General features: G+C 63.9%; 14 protein-coding genes and 3 CRISPR repeat arrays (1 of these 17 only partly in view). Of the genes, 10 read left to right on the top strand and 4 right to left on the bottom strand.

The features are described 5' to 3' along the window. A CRISPR array of direct repeats spans window positions 1-747; the repeat unit is 32 nt; unit sequence GTCGCTCCCCGCGTGGGAGCGTGGATCGAAAC; it reaches 822 nt to the left of the window's first position. A 190-nt stretch (window positions 748-937) separates the two neighbouring features. The 6 genes from ACZ5PO_RS34555 (at window position 938) to ACZ5PO_RS34530 (ending at window position 6136) form a co-directional block, all read left to right on the top strand. Further along, window positions 938-2662, top strand: coding sequence for an amidohydrolase (locus ACZ5PO_RS34555; RefSeq protein ID WP_464187238.1), 1725 nt, complete (start codon window positions 938-940; stop codon window positions 2660-2662). Window positions 2663-2713: 51 nt separating this feature from the next. Beyond that, a complete protein-coding gene (locus ACZ5PO_RS34550) occupies window positions 2714-3160 on the top strand; it encodes an NUDIX hydrolase (protein WP_464187237.1) in 447 nt (148 codons plus the stop codon). A 317-nt stretch (window positions 3161-3477) separates the two neighbouring features. Beyond that, a CRISPR array of direct repeats spans window positions 3478-3910; the repeat unit is 32 nt; unit sequence GTCGCTCCCCGCGTGGGAGCGTGGATCGAAAC. A 57-nt stretch (window positions 3911-3967) separates the two neighbouring features. After that, complete coding sequence (locus ACZ5PO_RS34545; RefSeq protein WP_464187236.1) at window positions 3968-4222, top strand: type II toxin-antitoxin system HicA family toxin; 255 nt, start codon at window positions 3968-3970, stop codon at window positions 4220-4222. Next, complete coding sequence (locus ACZ5PO_RS34540; protein ID WP_464187235.1) at window positions 4219-4551, top strand: type II toxin-antitoxin system HicB family antitoxin; 333 nt, start codon at window positions 4219-4221, stop codon at window positions 4549-4551. Before ACZ5PO_RS34545 ends, ACZ5PO_RS34540 begins: the two co-directional genes overlap by 4 nt. 750 nt (window positions 4552-5301) lie before the next feature. After that, window positions 5302-5496 (top strand): hypothetical protein, encoded by a 195-nt coding sequence (locus tag ACZ5PO_RS34535; RefSeq protein ID WP_464187234.1) that lies wholly within the window; start codon window positions 5302-5304, stop codon window positions 5494-5496. A gap of 193 nt (window positions 5497-5689) precedes the next feature. Further along, entirely contained in the window at window positions 5690-6136 is a 447-nt protein-coding gene (locus ACZ5PO_RS34530) for an NUDIX hydrolase (protein ID WP_464187233.1), read from the top strand. Between the two features lie 265 nt (window positions 6137-6401). Beyond that, window positions 6402-7495: a CRISPR direct-repeat array (repeat unit 32 nt; unit sequence GTCGCTCCCCGCGTGGGAGCGTGGATCGAAAC). A 156-nt stretch (window positions 7496-7651) separates the two neighbouring features. Here the strand turns inward: ACZ5PO_RS34530 and ACZ5PO_RS34525 are convergent. Beyond that, window positions 7652-8524 carry an AraC family transcriptional regulator gene (locus ACZ5PO_RS34525; RefSeq protein ID WP_464197152.1) on the bottom strand — a complete coding sequence of 291 codons (873 nt, stop codon included), beginning with the start codon at window positions 8522-8524 and terminating at the stop codon, window positions 7652-7654. Window positions 8525-8768: 244 nt separating this feature from the next. Between ACZ5PO_RS34525 and ACZ5PO_RS34520 the strand changes: the two genes are divergently transcribed. The 3 genes from ACZ5PO_RS34520 to ACZ5PO_RS34510 all read left to right on the top strand — a co-directional run bounded on the left by ACZ5PO_RS34520 (window position 8769) and on the right by ACZ5PO_RS34510 (window position 11990). Further along, window positions 8769-9818, top strand: coding sequence for an aldo/keto reductase (locus ACZ5PO_RS34520; protein WP_464187232.1), 1050 nt, complete (start codon window positions 8769-8771; stop codon window positions 9816-9818). A gap of 102 nt (window positions 9819-9920) precedes the next feature. After that, window positions 9921-10757: an IS5 family transposase gene (locus tag ACZ5PO_RS34515; RefSeq protein WP_464187231.1), complete on the top strand. Its 837-nt coding sequence runs from the start codon at window positions 9921-9923 to the stop codon at window positions 10755-10757. Between the two features lie 285 nt (window positions 10758-11042). Continuing rightward, entirely contained in the window at window positions 11043-11990 is a 948-nt protein-coding gene (locus ACZ5PO_RS34510) for a LysR family transcriptional regulator (protein WP_464187230.1), read from the top strand. Here the strand turns inward: ACZ5PO_RS34510 and ACZ5PO_RS34505 are convergent, their stop codons facing one another. From ACZ5PO_RS34505 to ACZ5PO_RS34495, 3 genes are all read right to left on the bottom strand, one after another. After that, window positions 11991-12587, bottom strand: coding sequence for a hypothetical protein (locus ACZ5PO_RS34505; protein ID WP_464187229.1), 597 nt, complete (start codon window positions 12585-12587; stop codon window positions 11991-11993). It abuts the gene before it with no gap. 469 nt (window positions 12588-13056) lie between these two features. Further along, window positions 13057-14307: a cytochrome P450 gene (locus tag ACZ5PO_RS34500; protein WP_464187228.1), complete on the bottom strand. Its 1251-nt coding sequence runs from the start codon at window positions 14305-14307 to the stop codon at window positions 13057-13059. Between the two features lie 38 nt (window positions 14308-14345). Beyond that, on the bottom strand, window positions 14346-14666 hold the full coding sequence (locus ACZ5PO_RS34495; RefSeq protein WP_464187227.1) for a 2Fe-2S iron-sulfur cluster-binding protein: 321 nt from the start codon (window positions 14664-14666) through the stop codon (window positions 14346-14348). Between the two features lie 308 nt (window positions 14667-14974). Here ACZ5PO_RS34495 and ACZ5PO_RS34490 point away from each other — a divergent pair, with 308 nt between their 5' ends. Then, on the top strand, window positions 14975-15988 hold the full coding sequence (locus tag ACZ5PO_RS34490; protein ID WP_464187226.1) for an AraC family transcriptional regulator: 1014 nt from the start codon (window positions 14975-14977) through the stop codon (window positions 15986-15988). Window positions 15989-16929: the final 941 nt, after the last annotated feature.

Raw genomic sequence — 16929 nt, 5'->3', positions numbered from 1 at the left:
GATCGAAACACCGAGAAGTTCGATCGGAAGGAAGCAGCATGAGCCGTCGCTCCCCGCGTGGGAGCGTGGATCGAAACACGGCCGCCCGAACGTCGGCGTCGCCCCAGCGTGGTCGCTCCCCGCGTGGGAGCGTGGATCGAAACTCTCGGGCAACGCTAAGATCTTTGCGCCCAAGATCTGGTCGCTCCCCGCGTGGGAGCGTGGATCGAAACCATGTCGAGGGCGGCGTCCGCGCTTCGGGCCGCCGTCGCTCCCCGCGTGGGAGCGTGGATCGAAACACGTCTGCCGACGATCTCCGCGGCGAACTTTTCGTCGCTCCCCGCGTGGGAGCGTGGATCGAAACTTCGCGACGCCTTTGGCCCCGCGCCGGACCTTGTCGTCGCTCCCCGCGTGGGAGCGTGGATCGAAACTCGATCTTGCCGGGCATGATGCGGCGGGCGTCATGTCGCTCCCCGCGTGGGAGCGTGGATCGAAACCTCGCCGGGCCCGTGGCGATTGCGTCGAGCCTGCGTCGCTCCCCGCGTGGGAGCGTGGATCGAAACGAGGTCACGGCCGAGGATGGCGGCACCGCCGGCAACACGTCGCTCCCCGCGTGGGAGCGTGGATCGAAACCTGCAGGACTTGGCTCGCAAGACGCACCGCGGGATGGTCGCTCCCCGCGTGGGAGCGTGGATCGAAACGTCTTGGCCGTCTGATAGACGCTGCCGTCGAGGTTGTCGCTCCCCGCGTGGGAGCGTGGATCGAAACGCGGCATCGACCGACACCCTGTCGCAGTGGCAGCGTCGCTCCCCACGTGGGAGCGCCGGGCGGGTTGAGACGCCATGGCCAAAATTTGGAGACGATTCGAGCACCGCGGCCGGACCGCGTCTCTCGATCGGATAGCCACTGCCGTGCTACCGGGTGAGCTCTAACAAGCGCGACGACCGAGGGGGACGCCATGTGCAGGGCCTGCAATCCGGGATTGGTCCGTGTGCTCGAAATGATGACGTCGCGGCGCGCGGTGCTGGGCGGCGGCCTCGCCGCGCTGACGGCGCCGCTGTGGGCCGAGCCGGTGCGCGCCCAGTCGGACCGTGCCGACCTGCTGTTCCGCAACGGCACCGTGCTCACCATGGATCCGGCCCGGCCGCGGGCCGAGACGGTGGCGGTGAGCGGCGGCAAGATCATAGCGGTGGGCAGCGAGAGCGAGCTTGCCGGCCTGCGCACGGCGCAGACCAAGGTGGTCGACCTCGCCGGCGGCACGCTGCTGCCGGGCCTGATGGACCCGCACATGCACACCGTGTTCGTGCTGTTCGAGAGCTGGATCGACATCAGCCCCTTCACCATGAGCAGCATGGACCAGGTGGTGGAGACGCTGCGCGCCGCCGTCGGCAAGGCGGCGCCCGGCGCCTGGGTCAAGGCCTGGCAGTTCGACGCCTCCATCACCCCCGGCAAGGCCCAGCTCGACCTGGCGCTGCTCGACCGCATCGCCCCTGACAATCCGCTCTTCGTCTACGAGTCGAACGGCCACATCGCCCACGTGAACTCGAAGGCGCTGGCCGTCGCCGGCATCACCCGCGACACGCCCGATCCGCCGCAGGGGCGCTTCGACCGCGACGGCAACGGCAACCTCACCGGCCGCCTCGACGAGTCGCCGGCCCTGCTGCCGTTCATCGCCAGGATCGGCGTCCCCAGCAACGAGGAGCTGACCGCCGGCATCGGCCGGCTGTTCGCCAAGGCGGCCAGCCGCGGCTGCACCGGCCTGTTCGACTGCGGCCTGGGCATCCGCGGCCCGGCCGACCTGGCGCTGGTGCAGGGCGTCATGGCGAGCAACCCGCCGATCCGCTTCGGCGGCGCGCTCGTCTCCACCCACATGAAGGCCTGGCGCGATGCCGGCCTGAAGCCCGGCTTCGGCAGCGACCGCTTCCGTGTCGGCGCCATCAAGGCCTGGGCCGACGGCTCCAACCAGGGGCGCAGCGGCTATCAACGCGAGCCCTACCTCAACTCCACGAGCCGCGGCGCCCTGAACTACACGCCCGAGCAGCTCACCGACGCGATCCGCGCCGCCCACGACGACGGCTGGCAGGTGTGCGTGCACGCCAACGGCGACGCCGCCATCGACACCACGCTCGATGCCTACGAGGCGGTGCTGAAGGACAAGCCGCGGGACGACCACCGCCACCGCATCGAGCATTGCTCGATCCTGCACCCCGAGCAGATCACCCGCCTCAAGGCGCTCGGCCTGTCGCCGTCGTTCCTCATCGGCCACGTCTATTTCTGGGGGCGGGCCTTCCGCGACGACATCCTCGGGCCGCAGCGCGCCGACCTGCTCGATCCCTGCGCCTCGGTGCTGAAGGCCGGCCTGCGGCCGACCGTGCACTCGGACTGGAACGTCACCGAGATCGGCCCGCTGCGCATGGTGGAGAACGCGGTGACGCGCACCATGCGCGACGGCGGCGAGGTGCTGAATCCGGCCGAGCGCGTGAGCCCTGAGGCGGGCTTGCGCATGGTGACCGCCGATGCCGCCTGGCAATGCCACCGCGATTTCACCGGCGTCCTGGCGGCCGGCAAGGCCGCCGACCTGGTGATCCTCGACAAGGACCCCACCCAGGTCGACCCTTCGACCATCAAGGACATCCCCGTGCGCGAGACCTGGCTCGACGGCGAGCGGCGGTTCCAGGGATAGGGCGGGCGCGGCGCTCGTCCGCATCGCCGCCGCAGGACCGGGAGGCTCAGGATGACGGTGTGGACACCACCGGCCAAGATCCGCGTCAAGGTCATCGGCCTGGCGTGGAACGGGCCCCGGTTGCTCGCGGCCGAGGTGGCGACGAGCCACGACACTATCAAGGGCGTGCGGCCGCTGGGCGGCGGGGTCCACTTCGGCGAGACCCGCGAGCAGGCGCTGCACCGCGAGTTCGCGGAGGAGCTGGGCTGCCGCATCGCCATCCGCTCGGCCTGGCAGGTGTTCGAAAACATCTTCGAGCATGAAGGCGCCGTGGGCCACGAGATCGTCTTCGCCGCCGAAGTCGAGCTGGAGGATCGATCGCTCTACGACAAGGAGAAGATCGAGTTCGCGGAGGACGACGGCCTGGCCTGCGTGGCGCGGTGGTTCAGCTTGGATGCCCTCGCGGCGGCGGGCCTGGCGCTCTACCCCGACGGCCTGCGCGAAGCCCTCGGCGGCTGACCGGCGCCGGCTTGGAGCGGCGCGGCCGGCTTCGCCCAGGGCTGCCAAGCCCGCCAAGGTCCTCAATGGCCGCTGATCGTCCAGCCGCGCGCCGCCGAGCGCGAACCACAAGCGAGCCCGATTTCGCCGCGAGGTTCGCGCTCGGGCAAGTCGTTGGGCCTGGCGGATCTGCGATGACCGGGGACTCGGAGCCGGGCAGACCTCGTTCGCGCCGGCGGCGGCGTTTTCCTATCGTCTGGAAGAGGTTAGGCATAGCCTTCGCGTGGGAGCGTGGATCGAAACCCGTCCCAAGTTACGGGGAAGCCCTCTTCCCGCGCGTCGCTCCCCGCGTGGGAGCGTGGATCGAAACATTCCGGAAGCACCAGGTCGAGCAAGACGCCGCCCGTCGCTCCCCGCGTGGGAGCGTGGATCGAAACCGCTGATGCCGATGTCGCCGCCCTGACCACCCAGTCGCTCCCCGCGTGGGAGCGTGGATCGAAACTCCTTCAGCAGCTCCAGCCCGCCCGCCGCCGTCACCGTCGCTCCCCGCGTGGGAGCGTGGATCGAAACGTGTGCGAGACAGTTTCGACCGCCGGCCCAGACCCGTCGCTCCCCGCGTGGGAGCGTGGATCGAAACATCGACGCGTGCGCCATGTGGGCGAAGGCCTTCGCGTCGCTCCCCGCGCGGGAGCGTGGATCGAAACGCTTCGAGCATGGCGGCGCAGATCCGCGAGGCATCGTCGCTCCCCGTGTGGGAGCGTGGATCGAAACTGACTGGGGCCGAGATCGATCTTGATAACGGTACTATAAAATGATACTGGATGCTCCATGAAAAAGCGTCAGAGAGCCACGCTGGAACTGATCTTCGCCCGCCCGGTCAACGGCTCGATCCGCTGGGCCGACATAGATGCACTGTTTGTAGCTCTCGGGGCGGAAGTCAGCGAGCGGGAAGGTTCGCGCGTCGGCGTGTTCCTGTTCGGCGAAGTGCGCGTCTTTCATCGCCCGCATCCATCACCGGATACGGACAAAGGTGCGGTTGCCAGCATCCGTAAATGGCTGGACGAACACGGAGTAAAGCCATGAACAATGTTGTTGAAATCAATGGCGAGAAGGCGGTCATCGCTTTCGATCCCGAGATTCAGATGCTGCGCGGCGAGTTTGTCGGCCTGAATGGTGGAGCCGACTTTTATGCCGAAAGCGTCCACGATCTGATTGAGGAAGGCCGCAAGTCGCTGGCCGTCTATCTCAAAATGTGCCGAGAAAAGGGCATCGAGCCGCGCCGGAAGTTCTCCGGTAAGTTCAATGTTCGCCTCACTCCTGACGACCATGCCGCAGCGGTCATTGCCGCAGCAGCAGCGGGCAAAAGCCTGAATGAATGGATCGTCGGGACCATCAGGGAGGCCGCTGAATAGCGGCAATGCTGCGCGTCGGCGCGCGCATAAGGCCGCGCTGTGTTTGAAGGAGACAGAACATGACCGCTTCCACCGTGCCGCTACACGCCGCCCTATATCTGCGCGTTTCGACGGCGCGGCAGGGGTAGGGCCGGAAGCGTGGGCCTCCACGCGGCGCAGGTGTGAGGCGGTCGGTCCGTCTGCGGCGCCGGGCCTTCCCTGACATAGCCCCGCGCCGGCCGTAGAAGCGGCGTGGGGCCGCATGGCGGCGCCACGCAAGATCCGCGTCGAGATCGAGCACCGCGGCAGGACGCGCGACGGCAGTCTGCGGGCCGCAGTGTTCAAGGGCGCAATATGAGCAAGCTAGCAAGACTAGTATTTAGAGCTGCATTTATACTTACCTCCTGCGTGTTGGCGCTCCTGCCAATGGCGTTGATGTTATCATTGTTGACGTTTGGCTTCCCTGGAAGCGAGAACGAGGCAGCGACGCAACTAATAACTATTATCAGCATGCCGTTTCTGTCCGTCGCGGTCCTGGCGCTCTCCGGCTCAATTCTTAATGGGTTTAAAAGGAAATCGATTATCGTGTTATCGGCGAGCTTCTTAATATTCGCCGCTCTCGAAACAATTACGTTTTTGATAGCACGCGGCTACATAGGCGCCGAGTCGATCGGGCCCTATCGTTGACCGTGTCACGGTTCCGGAGCGGGAACCCGCGACGGCAGCCTCAGGACGCCGGCCGCCACCGTCGGGCCGCCGAGAGGAGGAGCTATGACCGCCACGGACCGCCTCCGCCGGGCCCTGCGCGCCGAGGACTATATCCTCCGCCAAGCCCGGGAGATCATGGCCGAGCACATCACGTCGGATGCTCCCGACCGCGAGACGCTCAACCGGCTGATCGAAGTGCTCGACGGCTATCAGGCGCAGGCGGCGCGGGAGCTCGCGCGGCTGGCGTTGGGCCGATGACGACCTTCGCCGACCGATGTTCATTCTATCTCTGATGATTTGCGGGGATTATAGGGGGATGAGCACCGAGCTTTTTGGGCCACGTCCGGTCGCTAATGACCGAAGTCCCATCATCGAGGCGTGCGTTTCAGGGATGGCGGCCGGTGCTGCTGTCGTCTGCATCGCTGACAGAGGATCGTTGGGGAGGCTAGAGATGACGGTGTGGACACCGCCGGCCAAGATCCGCGTCAAGGTCATCGGCCTGGCGTGGAACTGCCCCCGGTTGCTCGCGGCCGAGGTGGCGACGAGCGACGGTGCCATCAAGGGCGTGCGGCCGCTGGGCGGCGGGGTCCACTTCGGCGAGACCCGCGAGCAGGCGCTGCACCGCGAGTTCGCGGAGGAGCTGGGCTGCCGCATCGCCATCCGCTCGGCCTGGCAGGTGTTCGAGAATATCTTCGAGCACGAAGGCGCCGTGGGCCACGAGATCGTCTTCGCCGCTGAAGTCGAGCTGGAGGATCGATCGCTCTACGACAAGGAGAAGATCGAATTCGCGGAGGACGACGGCCTGGCCTGTGTGGCGCGGTGGTTCAGTTTGGACGCCCTCGCGGCGGCGGGCCTGGCGCTCTACCCCGACGGCCTGCGCGAAGCCCTCGGCGGCTGACCGGCGCCGGCTTGGAGCGGCGCGGCCGGCCTGGCCAGGGCTGCCAAGGTCCTCAATGGCCGCTGATCGTCCCAGCCGCGCGTCGCCGAGCGCGAACCACAAGCAAGCCCGATTTCGCCGCGAGGTTCGCGCTCGGGCAAGTCGTTGGGCCTGCGTGTGTATCCGGCCGGCGGATCCGCGACGACGGGGGAAACGGAGCCGGGCAGACCTCGTTCGCGCTGGCGGCAGCGTTTTCCTATCGTCTGGAGGAGGTTAGACATAGCCCGTCGCTCCCCGCGTGGGAGCGTGGATCGAAACCTGCTGGAGCGGGGAAAGCCGCTGGTCGAACTGGTCGCTCCCCGCGTGGGAGCGTGGATCGAAACCGCGGCAAGACGCGGGCGGACATGGAGCGGGACTTGTCGCTCCCCGCGTGGGAGCGTGGATCGAAACCCGGAGACGGCGACCGTCGGTGGCGCACCGGCCGCGTCGCTCCCCGCGTGGGAGCGTGGATCGAAACCAAAAGACGGATTGCAGAGCAGGTCCGCGGCGCGGTCGCTCCCCGCGTGGGAGCGTGGATCGAAACACGACGATGGTGCCGCCGTTTGAGTTGGCGATCTCGTCGCTCCCCGCGTGGGAGCGTGGATCGAAACGCCTGGCAGCAGCAGGTTGAGCGCGAAAAACTCAGTCGCTCCCCGCGTGGGAGCGTGGATCGAAACCGTGCATCCTCTGCGGCGCGAACCCAGGCAACGTGTCGCTCCCCGCGTGGGAGCGTGGATCGAAACCATCGCTTCCATGCTCACAGGAAGTTGGGTCTTGGTCGCTCCCCGCGTGGGAGCGTGGATCGAAACATGACATCGACTAGCGTCTTGACCGCGCTGGCAGTCGCTCCCCGCGTGGGAGCGTGGATCGAAACGAAATAGATGTCGTCGATGTTGGCCGGATCAACCGGGTCGCTCCCCGCGTGGGAGCGTGGATCGAAACGTCGACCTTGGCTCGTCCGGGCTCGTCAAGCTCTTCGTCGCTCCCCGCGTGGGAGCGTGGATCGAAACCGCTACGAGGCCGGGAAGCCCAGCCACTGGATGCGTCGCTCCCCGCGTGGGAGCGTGGATCGAAACCGGCACAAGAACGTCTACCGATACCTGCTACAGGGTCGCTCCCCGCGTGGGAGCGTGGATCGAAACGGGACCCGCTACGCCGCTGCCACCGGGGTCAAGCGTCGCTCCCCGCGTGGGAGCGTGGATCGAAACGTTACAAGGGCCTCCTGCTCCAGGGCCGCAACCGTGTCGCTCCCCGCGTGGGAGCGTGGATCGAAACATCATCCGGTAGCCAGCACCGATGTCGCGGTACAGTCGCTCCCCGCGGGGGAGCATCGATCGAAACGCGCGCCGGCGTCCGCTCGCTGTGAGCTCGCCTGGTCCACCGCGTGCAAGCCACGCGAAAATCCCTAAGTGTCTGATCCAAAACTAAGGTGAGTGGTATCAGTGGGTTAGCTTGACGGCATCGCCGGCCGTTGATTCTTCGATGGGCTCAGTCGGATCAGTTCCTAATCGCGCGCAGCCTCGCGGCATCGCGCGCAGGGGGCGTGCCGAACATCCGCGTATATTCTCGACTGAACTGCGACGCGCTTTCATACCCGACCGCAAAAGCTGCGCTCGTCGCATCGGCATCGGCAATCAGTCGCCGCCTTGCTTCCTGCAGGCGGAGCGCCTTCTGATATTGCAATGGGCTCATGGCAGTGGCGGCTCGAAAATGGCGGTGAAAGGTTGCCGCGCTCATCCCGGTGATTTCCACCAATTCTTCAATTCTAACATGGCGATCGAAGTTCGCGCGCAAATGGGCGATCGTGTCCCTGACTTGCGCAATCCGGCTATCGGCTCTAGCGGCCTGGCGAAGCAGGGCCCCTTGTGGTCCCTGCAGGATGCGAAATAGAATTTCGCGCTCGATCAGAGGCGCCAGCATGTCGATTTCGTTCGGGGCATCGAGCAGCCGCAACATCCGTGACCAGGCATCAAGAAGCTCGGGGGTCATTGCGGCCACAGCAAAAGCCGCAGTATCGCCACGGGCTTCGCAAGGTATATCAACAACCAGGTCCGCGAGGACATCCTGGTCTATCGCCAGCCTCGCCGCGACGTAGGGCGCCTCAGGCGAGGACTCGATCATGACGCTCGTTGCGGGCACGTCGATAGAAGCGATGAAAAAATGATTGGCGTCGTAGTGAAGCGTGCGGTCACCGATGACGACGCGCTTAGCGCCGCGCAGCACGATGCCGAGCATGGGCTGGTACAGAGTTGGGATTGGCCACCTGGTCTCCTTCGCGACATGAACGCTCACACGCGGGATCGACGCCCCCCTGGCTGAGTGGCGTGGCGGTAAGCGAGACCGGCGAGAGTTTCGTGCATCGCATTCAATCCTTCGTGCCGCCCACGAAGGCAAGCTTGGTTAGTCATTAAGACGACATTTGATCGGATCAGGCAAGCGTTTGCGGCGATCCGGCGTGGAGAAGCTGCGGTCAGCCCCATATAAGAATGGAGGGAGAAGACTGTAGATCGAAAGGCCTGAAAAAGCGCCATCTCACAGTCTTTGGCGATGGACCACTCGGCTCGATCGCCTGATCCACCCGCCTGCCCGTTTCGTTCCAATCAGGAGAGTCCCCATGCGCTATAACATCCTCGGCCGCACCGGCCTGTTCGTTTCCGAACTCTGCCTCGGCACCATGACCTTCGGCGGCGGGAGCGGCATCTACAGCAGCATGGGCGGTCTACAGCAGAAAGAAGCTGACGGTCTGGTCAAGACCGCGATCGATGCCGGCATCAACTTCATCGATACGTCCGACGTCTATTCAAAAGGCCTTTCCGAACAGATTACGGGCCAGGCGTTGCGCAACCTCAGGATCGCACGGGAAGATGTGATCGTCGCCACCAAATTCTTCGGGCCTACGGGCGACGGTCCGAACGCGCGTGGCACGTCCCGCTCGCATATGCTCTACGCTCTGGAGGGCAGCCTCAAGCGCCTTCAGGTCGACCATATCGATCTTTACCAGATCCACGGCTTCGACCAGATCACGCCGATGGAGGAGACGCTGCGTGCGCTCGAAACGGTCGTCCAACAGGGCAAGGTCCGCTATATCGGCGTCTCCAATTGGGCCGCTTGGCAGATCGCAAAGGCGGTCGGTATTTCCAACCAGTTCAACCTGGCCCGCTTCGCTTCGCTTCAGGCACATTATACGATCGCCGGACGCGATCTGGAGCGTGAACTGGTGCCGATGATGGAATCCGAAGGCATCGGCCTGATGGTGTGGAGTCCGCTGGCGGGCGGTTTTCTGTCAGGCAAATATAGCCGCGACGGCGCTAAGGAAGGCGACAACCGCCGCGCCACCTTCGATTTCCCGCCGGTCAATGAGGAACGCGGCTACAACGTCATCGACGCGATGAAGCCGATCGCGGAAGCCAAGGGCGTCTCGATCGCCCAGATCGCACTTGCCTGGCTGCTCCACCAAAAGGCTGTCACCAGCGTAATCATCGGTGCCAAGAAGCCAGAGCAACTCGATGACAACATCGCCGCGACCAAGGTGGCGCTGACCGACGCCGAACTGAAAACACTCGATGAGGTCAGCGAGCTGCCCTCGGAATATCCCGGCTGGGTGTTCGACTTCCAGAGCAAGGTCCGCGGCGACCAGCTCAAGCAGGAACCGCGCGGGACCTGAGTGTTTGATCCGAAGTTAAGGTGAGCGGCATCAGTGCGTTAGCTTGATAGCATCGCCGGCCGTTGATTCAGGGGTTTCGCCAAGAACTACGTTGGATCAACGATGTGGACCGATACCACTCGCGCACAGCATGCGCGTACCGGGCTGGCCTTGCCAAGCGATTTGACCGATGCGGAATGGGTAGCGCTCGAGCCATTTCTTCCTCCGCCGTCTCTTGTAGGGCGCCCCCGGAAGTGGCCGCTGCGACGGATACTCGAGGCAATCCTGTACCTCCTGCGCGGCGGTTTGCCGTGGCGAATGCTGCCGCCATGCTTTCCGCCCGTCTCGACCGTACGGCGCTGGTTCTGCCTGTGGCGCGACAACGGGCTGTGGCTGACAATCAATCATGCGCTGCTGATGACCTCGCGCGAGGCAGAGGGTCGCGAGGGGTCGCCCAGCGCCGGTGTGATCGATAGCCTGAGCGTGAAAACCACGGAAAGCGTTGGCCCACGCGGCTATGACGCGGGGAAGAAGGTCAAGGGCCGCAAACGCCACATCCTCACCGACACTCAAGGCAATCTGGTTCACGCGGTGATCCACATCGCCGACATTCAGGATCGAGACGGCGCGCCGCTTGTGCTCGCAGAAATCCTTCACCGCTTCCCTTGGCTGCGGCACATCTTCGCTGACGGCGGCTATGCCGGGGACAAGCTCAAGGACGCCCTGCGCCGGATCGGCGAATGGACCATCGCGATCATCAAGCGACCCGATGCCGCCAGCGGCTTCGAGGTCCTGCCGCGGCGCTGGGTAGTCGAACGCACCCTAGCGTGGCTCAATCGCAATCGACGGCTTGCCAAGGACTTCGAGCAAACCATCGCATCTGCCAGCGCATGGCTGTTCCTCGCATCGGTCCAGCTCCTCGCTCGCCGCGTCGCAAGGCTCGCAAAATCAACTGCTTAGTTTTGAATCGGACACTAAGCGCGACGGGGCAAAACTCGGGCGCAAACCCGTCGCTTCAATGGGGGCGAGCATCGGCGCGCGAGGGGGCAGTGGTTGGAACTCTGTACCAAGGCGATGTCTTCGCAGATTACTTCCTCTTCGTCCGGACGCCTGGATGCGTCCGGCGGCCGCGCCGGGGCGATCCTCGTCCGAGCCGCGCGCCGATCGTAGGCCCCTGGCCGGATGCGCCAGACGCCGGCAATATCGCGCCGACTCATCGAGGAGGGCGGACGATCCGCGGCGACCATGGACCGATTGACCAGCCTGACGGTGTTCGCCCGCGTCGTGGAGGCCGGCGGCTTCTCGGCCGCGGCGCGGCGGCTCAACATGTCCGTCACCATGGTGAGCAGCCACGTGCAGGCGCTGGAGGAGCGCCTCGGCGCGCGCCTGCTCAACCGCACCACCCGCAAGGTGAGCACCACCGAGATCGGCCGCGCCTACTATGAGCGCACCAGCCAGATCCTGGCCGAACTCGATGACGCCGACCGGCTGGTGAGCGCGCTGCATGCGACGCCGCGTGGCACGCTGCGCGTCTACACCAGCATGCACCTGCTGCGCTTCCTGTCGCCCGTGGTCGACGAATTCCTCACGCTCTATCCGGCGGTGTCGCTCGACCTCACCGTGGGCGACCGCATGATCGACCTCATCGAGGAGGGGTTCGACCTCGCCATCCGCACGGTGGTGCCGGCCGATTCCAGCCTGATCGTGCGGCGGCTGACGCCGTGGCGGCATCTGCTCACCTGCGCGCCGTCCTACCTGGAGACGCACCCGGCCCCGATCGAGCCCGCCGACCTCGCCCACCACAACTGCCTGCGCTACACCTTCTATCCGTTCGGCGACGAATGGCGGCTGGAGGGGCCCGACGGCAAGCTGCATTCGGTCAAGGTCTCCGGCAACCTCGTCACCAACAGCGCCGACACCCTGCGGCACCTGGCGCTGAAGGGCCGCGGCCTGTTCCTGGCGCCCACCTTCATGATCGCCGACCATGTCGCTGCCGGCAGCCTGGTGCAGCTCATGCCGGACTACCGGCCGGTGGAGTTCGCGATCAACGCCCTCTTTCCGCACCGCCACAACCTGTCGACCAAGGTACGCAGCTTTCTCGACCTGGTGGCCGAGCGCTTCGCCGAGCATCGTCGCTGGATGAATCCGGGGGAGGGGTTCGGCAGCTCGGATGCGGACCCGTTGTACGGCTGATCAGCGCCGGGCGTCGTAGCTCGTGAGAAGAGTCTGGCACGTGGCGCCCGACTCTCCTGCTGTCTCGTTGATGCTGACGAATGCCACTTCGCGCCAGATGAAGGGGACGGGCGACCAGAAGCGGCGAAGATGCACCTCGTAGCCGCTGTCGGTGAACGCCATGCCCCATCCTCTCACGTCGCAGCTCAGTCCGCTCCTGATGAGCTCGGTGCGCCGTGGCGGCGCGAACTGATCCCCGCCGATAAAAACGAGGCCCATGATGCCGAACGTCGCGAAAAGGTAAGTGGCCACAATCGGCAGGACGGCAACGAGCAGGGCGGCGACGCGAAGCCAGATCGGGCGCAGGCCGAAGCAGGCCGCCGCCAGGACGCAGTAGGCGCCGTAGCCGACGAGCAGCCACCACAGGTTCGCCGGCCGATAGGCGAAGCTGATTTTCAGCGCCACGGCAACAGCGCTCACCAGAAGGATCGCCGAGGCCAGTCGAACCAGCATCGGCCGGCGGCTCGGCCGGAACCGGGTCGAGAGCCCGACAGCCAGGGCCGAAAGGGGAGGGACCGCGAAGACGCCGTAAACAAGCGTATAGATGACCTGCATCATGTCCTGCCCCTCATCGATGGCCGCCGGCCTTCGATGAGGCTCGATCGCTCGCGTGCAGGCTGTGTGACGATGCGATGACGGCGGAGGGCACCCGGCGTGGCTTGCGCTCGCGCGTAATCGGTCCTCTCCCTGTAAGCCAGGGTCGCAGACAAGTCGTACGTCACCCGCCGACGTCATGGCCGAGCTTGACCCGGCCACCCATCAAATTGAAAAACAATAGCATTCGGGCAGCCCTATCGGGCTGATGCTGTTCGTTTAGATGGATGGTCGGGTCAAGCCCGTCCATGACGTTGAGGATAAAGGCGTTCCGTCTCCACGCGTCATAGTCGGGCTTGACCCGACTATCCATCGACTTGAGAACTCGAGCGTTGTTTCTAGCGCTTTCAGTGCAGATGAGCTGAGGCGCCCCACTCGTTCTTTGTTATAGCACCGGCTTCGCCCCAAAATCGGCGTCCGCTTTTGCCGGTCCTCAAGCCGCGATGCGCACCGGCAGCGAGGTGTAGCCATGGACGAAGTTCGACGGGACCCGCTGGGGCTCGCCGACCACTTCGATCTTGCTGTCGAGCCCACGCCGCAAAATTTCCTCCCAGACGATCTTGAGCTGCAGCTCGGCGAGACGGTTGCCGACGCAGCGGTGGACGCCGAAGCCGAAGGCGAGATGGTGGCGGGGATTCTTGCGATCGATGATGAACTCATCAGGCTTCTCGATCGCCTCCTCGTCGCGGTTGCCGGAGATGTACCACATGATCACCTTGTCGCCGGCCTTGATGGGCTTGCCGCCGACCGTGGAGTCCCTGGTCGCGGTGCGACGCATATGGGACAACGGCGTCTGGTACCGGATGATCTCGGAGACGGCGCTTGGCACCAGGCTCGGATTGTCGCGCAGCTTTTTCAGCTCGCCGGGATTCTGATGCATGAACCAGAGTCCGCCGCTGATGGAATTGCGGGTCGTATCGTTGCCGCCGACGATGAGCAGGATGAGATTGCCCAGAAATTCGCGCGGCGGCATGTTCCGGGTTGCCGGAGAGTGCGCCATCATCGAGATCAGGTCGAACGCCTGCGGGTTGTTAACGCGCTCATTCCACAAACGGGTGAAGTATTCGAGGCATTGGAACAGGACGGCGTCACGCTTCTCCCACGTATCGATCTCTTCGCCCGATCGCGGCAGTGTGGTCGCAACATCAGACCAATAGGTCAGCAGCCGCCGCTCCTCGAACGGAAAGTCGAACAAGGTGGCCAGCATCTGGGTCGTCAGCTCGATCGAGACTTTGTCGACCCAGTTGAATGTCTCGTTGCGGGGCAGGTCATCGAGGATCGCGCAGACCCGCGTGCGGATCAGGCCTTCGAGGTTGGCGAGGTTGGCAGGCGACACGATCGGGCTCACCGTCTTGCGCTGCTCGTCGTGCTTGGGAGGATCCATCGCGATGAACATCGGCATGCGATCCTCCTGCCGGCGATCGACGATCGAGATGCCGCCCGCCTCCGACGAGAAGTCGGTGTGGTTGGTATCGACCGCCATGATGTCCTTGAACCTGGTCACCGACCAATACGGGCCGAACTGGCTCTCCTTGCAATAGTGAACCGGGTCTTCCGCCCTCAACCGCTCGAAGTAGGGCCAGATCGTATCGTTCTGGAATCGACTGGGCTCGCTGATGTCGAGCTGATCGAGAGGAGCCGCGTAAGCTGCCGTGCGGGCCTCCTGCATCACGTGCGTGTTCATGGTTGCTTCCTCCAAAGGTGATTTATCTGGTTATGTGCTCAGTGTTGCGCGGCTGGCATGCGCACCCGCAGCCCGTCCAGCGCGTCGGTCATTTTGATCTGACAACCAAGCCTGGAATTGTCCGCAACGCCGTCGGCGAAATTCAGGAGCTCGTCCTCGGTCGAGGTCCGCTCGCCGGTGCGCCCGAGCCAAGCCGGGTCCACGTAGACGTGGCACGTCGCGCAGGCGCACTCGCCGCCGCAGTCGCCGTCGATACCGGGAATGCCGTTGTCCACCGCGCCGCGCATCACGCTGGTCCCGCAGGGAACATCAACCGGATGCTCGGCTCCTGTCGCTTCGACATAGGTAATCTTCGGCATCTCTGGTTTCCTCCAATCGTTCTTTTCAGTTCAACATCCGTTTGGCCGGAATGCTGATGTCGGCGAGATCCGTCGAATAGGCGCTCGTCGGTCCGCGACAATCGATAGGGAAGGGGCGCCGGCCGAGCCGCAGGCATGGCGGCTCGAGGCTATGCCCGTGGCCGACGCTCGACACAGGGGTAAAGGCCCTGCTCGGGGTCTACGACGTCGCGACGTCGTCTAACGGATAACTTGTCGCAGGCCATCATGCTTTGCATTATGGGGCAGCAACTTTGCATTTTGGGACGTGGTCCCGGGGAGGTTTTGCGTTGGCGAAACCCGCCGTCCTCGTTCGGGTCGGGATGATTGCGGGCTATGTCGACCTCGCGCGCTCGCTGGGGCTCGACACGTGTCGGCTGTTGGACGGTGTCGGTCTCAACCGCTTCGATCTCTCAGCCGTGGACGCGTTGATCCCGGCTGCTGCCGTCAGTGAGCTGCTTGAGCGCTCAGCCGAGACGGCAGACGTCGAGGATTTCGGGCTCAGGCTCGCGACCAAGCGCAATTTCGCCCAGCTTGGCGCGATCGGCCTCGTGGTGCGCGAGGAGCCGACGGTTGGTCACGCAATCAGGGCCGCAGAACAGTATTTTCGCCTCCATAGCGAGACGCTGGCGCTGCGCCTCGAGGAGCGCGACGAGCTTGCGCTGCTCCGCGTCCAGTATCTGTCGATGACGCAAGGGCGCACGCGGCAGACGACCGAGCTGATCGTCGGCACGGTCTTCCACACGCTCGATGTGCTGGCAGGACCGGCCTGGGGCCCCGAGTGCGCCTGCTTCTCGCACCCCGCGCCGAAGACCCAAACGATTCACAGCACATTCTTCAGAACGCGTGCGCTATTCGACAGCACGTTCGATGGCTTCGTCCTCGGAGCAGGCAACCTTGACGCGCCGATCCGCTCCGCGGCGACCGCGATGGCGCGCTACAGCAGACGCTATGTCGATGGCGTCGTAGGGCGACCGGCAGTCAATATCGACGGGCGAGTCCGCCAGCTGGTTTTTGCGCTGCTGCCCTCGGGCCGCTGCAGCGGCGACCTGATCGCGCAGCATCTCGGTGTCGACCGCAGGACCGTCAACAGACGCCTTGCCGCACGCGGTGAGACATTCTCCTCCATCCTCAACGACGTCCGCGTCGAGCTGGCCCAGCGGCATATCAAGACTGAACGCCGATCGCTGACCGAGACGGCCCAGCTTTTGGGCTTCTCCGGCTTGCCGACCTTTTCGCGGTGGTTCCGAGGCGAATTCGGCGCCAGTGCTAGAGACTGGCGCCGGGCGCAGATCGGAACATAGTCGTCGTCATCTGGCTACTCCATTGTTTCGCGCAAAAGAAATAAATTCGCCGTATTGCCTCTTTTGTGCTTCGCTCAATTTTGCCGTGGCTGCCGCGTTGACGCTCGACCGCGTGCGTAATATGGCTCGATCTGAGCGAGCATCATCTAGTAATCTCTGTTCGAATCATTCATATATTTGTGGAAAGCGCTCGGCTCGAATAGAGTACCTCATGAATAGCTCTTGCGATATCGCACGCGTTGCCAGTGCTACGATCAACGCCAATAACATCATTTGGTTAAGTTCATATTATCTAAGAGACGTGCTATCGTGTCAGGAATCTCGACGTAAGTGATTTTGTTGCAATTTGGTAGTACGCGCATGCTCAACTGTACGCTTGCCGGGGCCGTCTGGCTTGACCCCATCGTGGGCATTAATCCCCCGGGGCCCGTTGCATTTTCGAATGCTGCCTTCGCGGCCGTATGGTCATGGATCCTTTTCGAGCATCTTTGTGGATAAAAGATCTAAAGTGCTCTGTATCCGAACTACCAAAAATTATCTAATAATTATCAAAATAATCGCCAAGTTTTATTCCTAGAAGCTTGCAATCATTTCGATCAACAGGAAAGATTTTATTATCTTCATCGCTCCAATAATATTTATCTAATCCGCCTTTTATAGCGGCGATTTGGTTCGAGTTGAACGATCTGCGTCCCCCAGCCGAGGTCGTCTCCGGCGGCGTCTCGCGATATAAATCCGAAGTACCTTATGTATACCCAGAAATCATACCCGTTCGAAGAGAATTGTATGTTGACAGTGAACCACAAGGTGTGTCCGGCCACTTCGAACCTGGAAACGCCCTGCCGACTGTCGTCCCAAGCTTGAACCGAACCATCCGGCGTTATCGTGGCTGCCATGAAATCCGGGTCTTGAAGCTCCATCATCCTAGCCCTCTCTAATCG

Source organism: Chelatococcus sp. KU-N122, from assembly GCF_055391085.1.
This window is presented reverse-complemented; position numbering and strand designations above follow the sequence as displayed.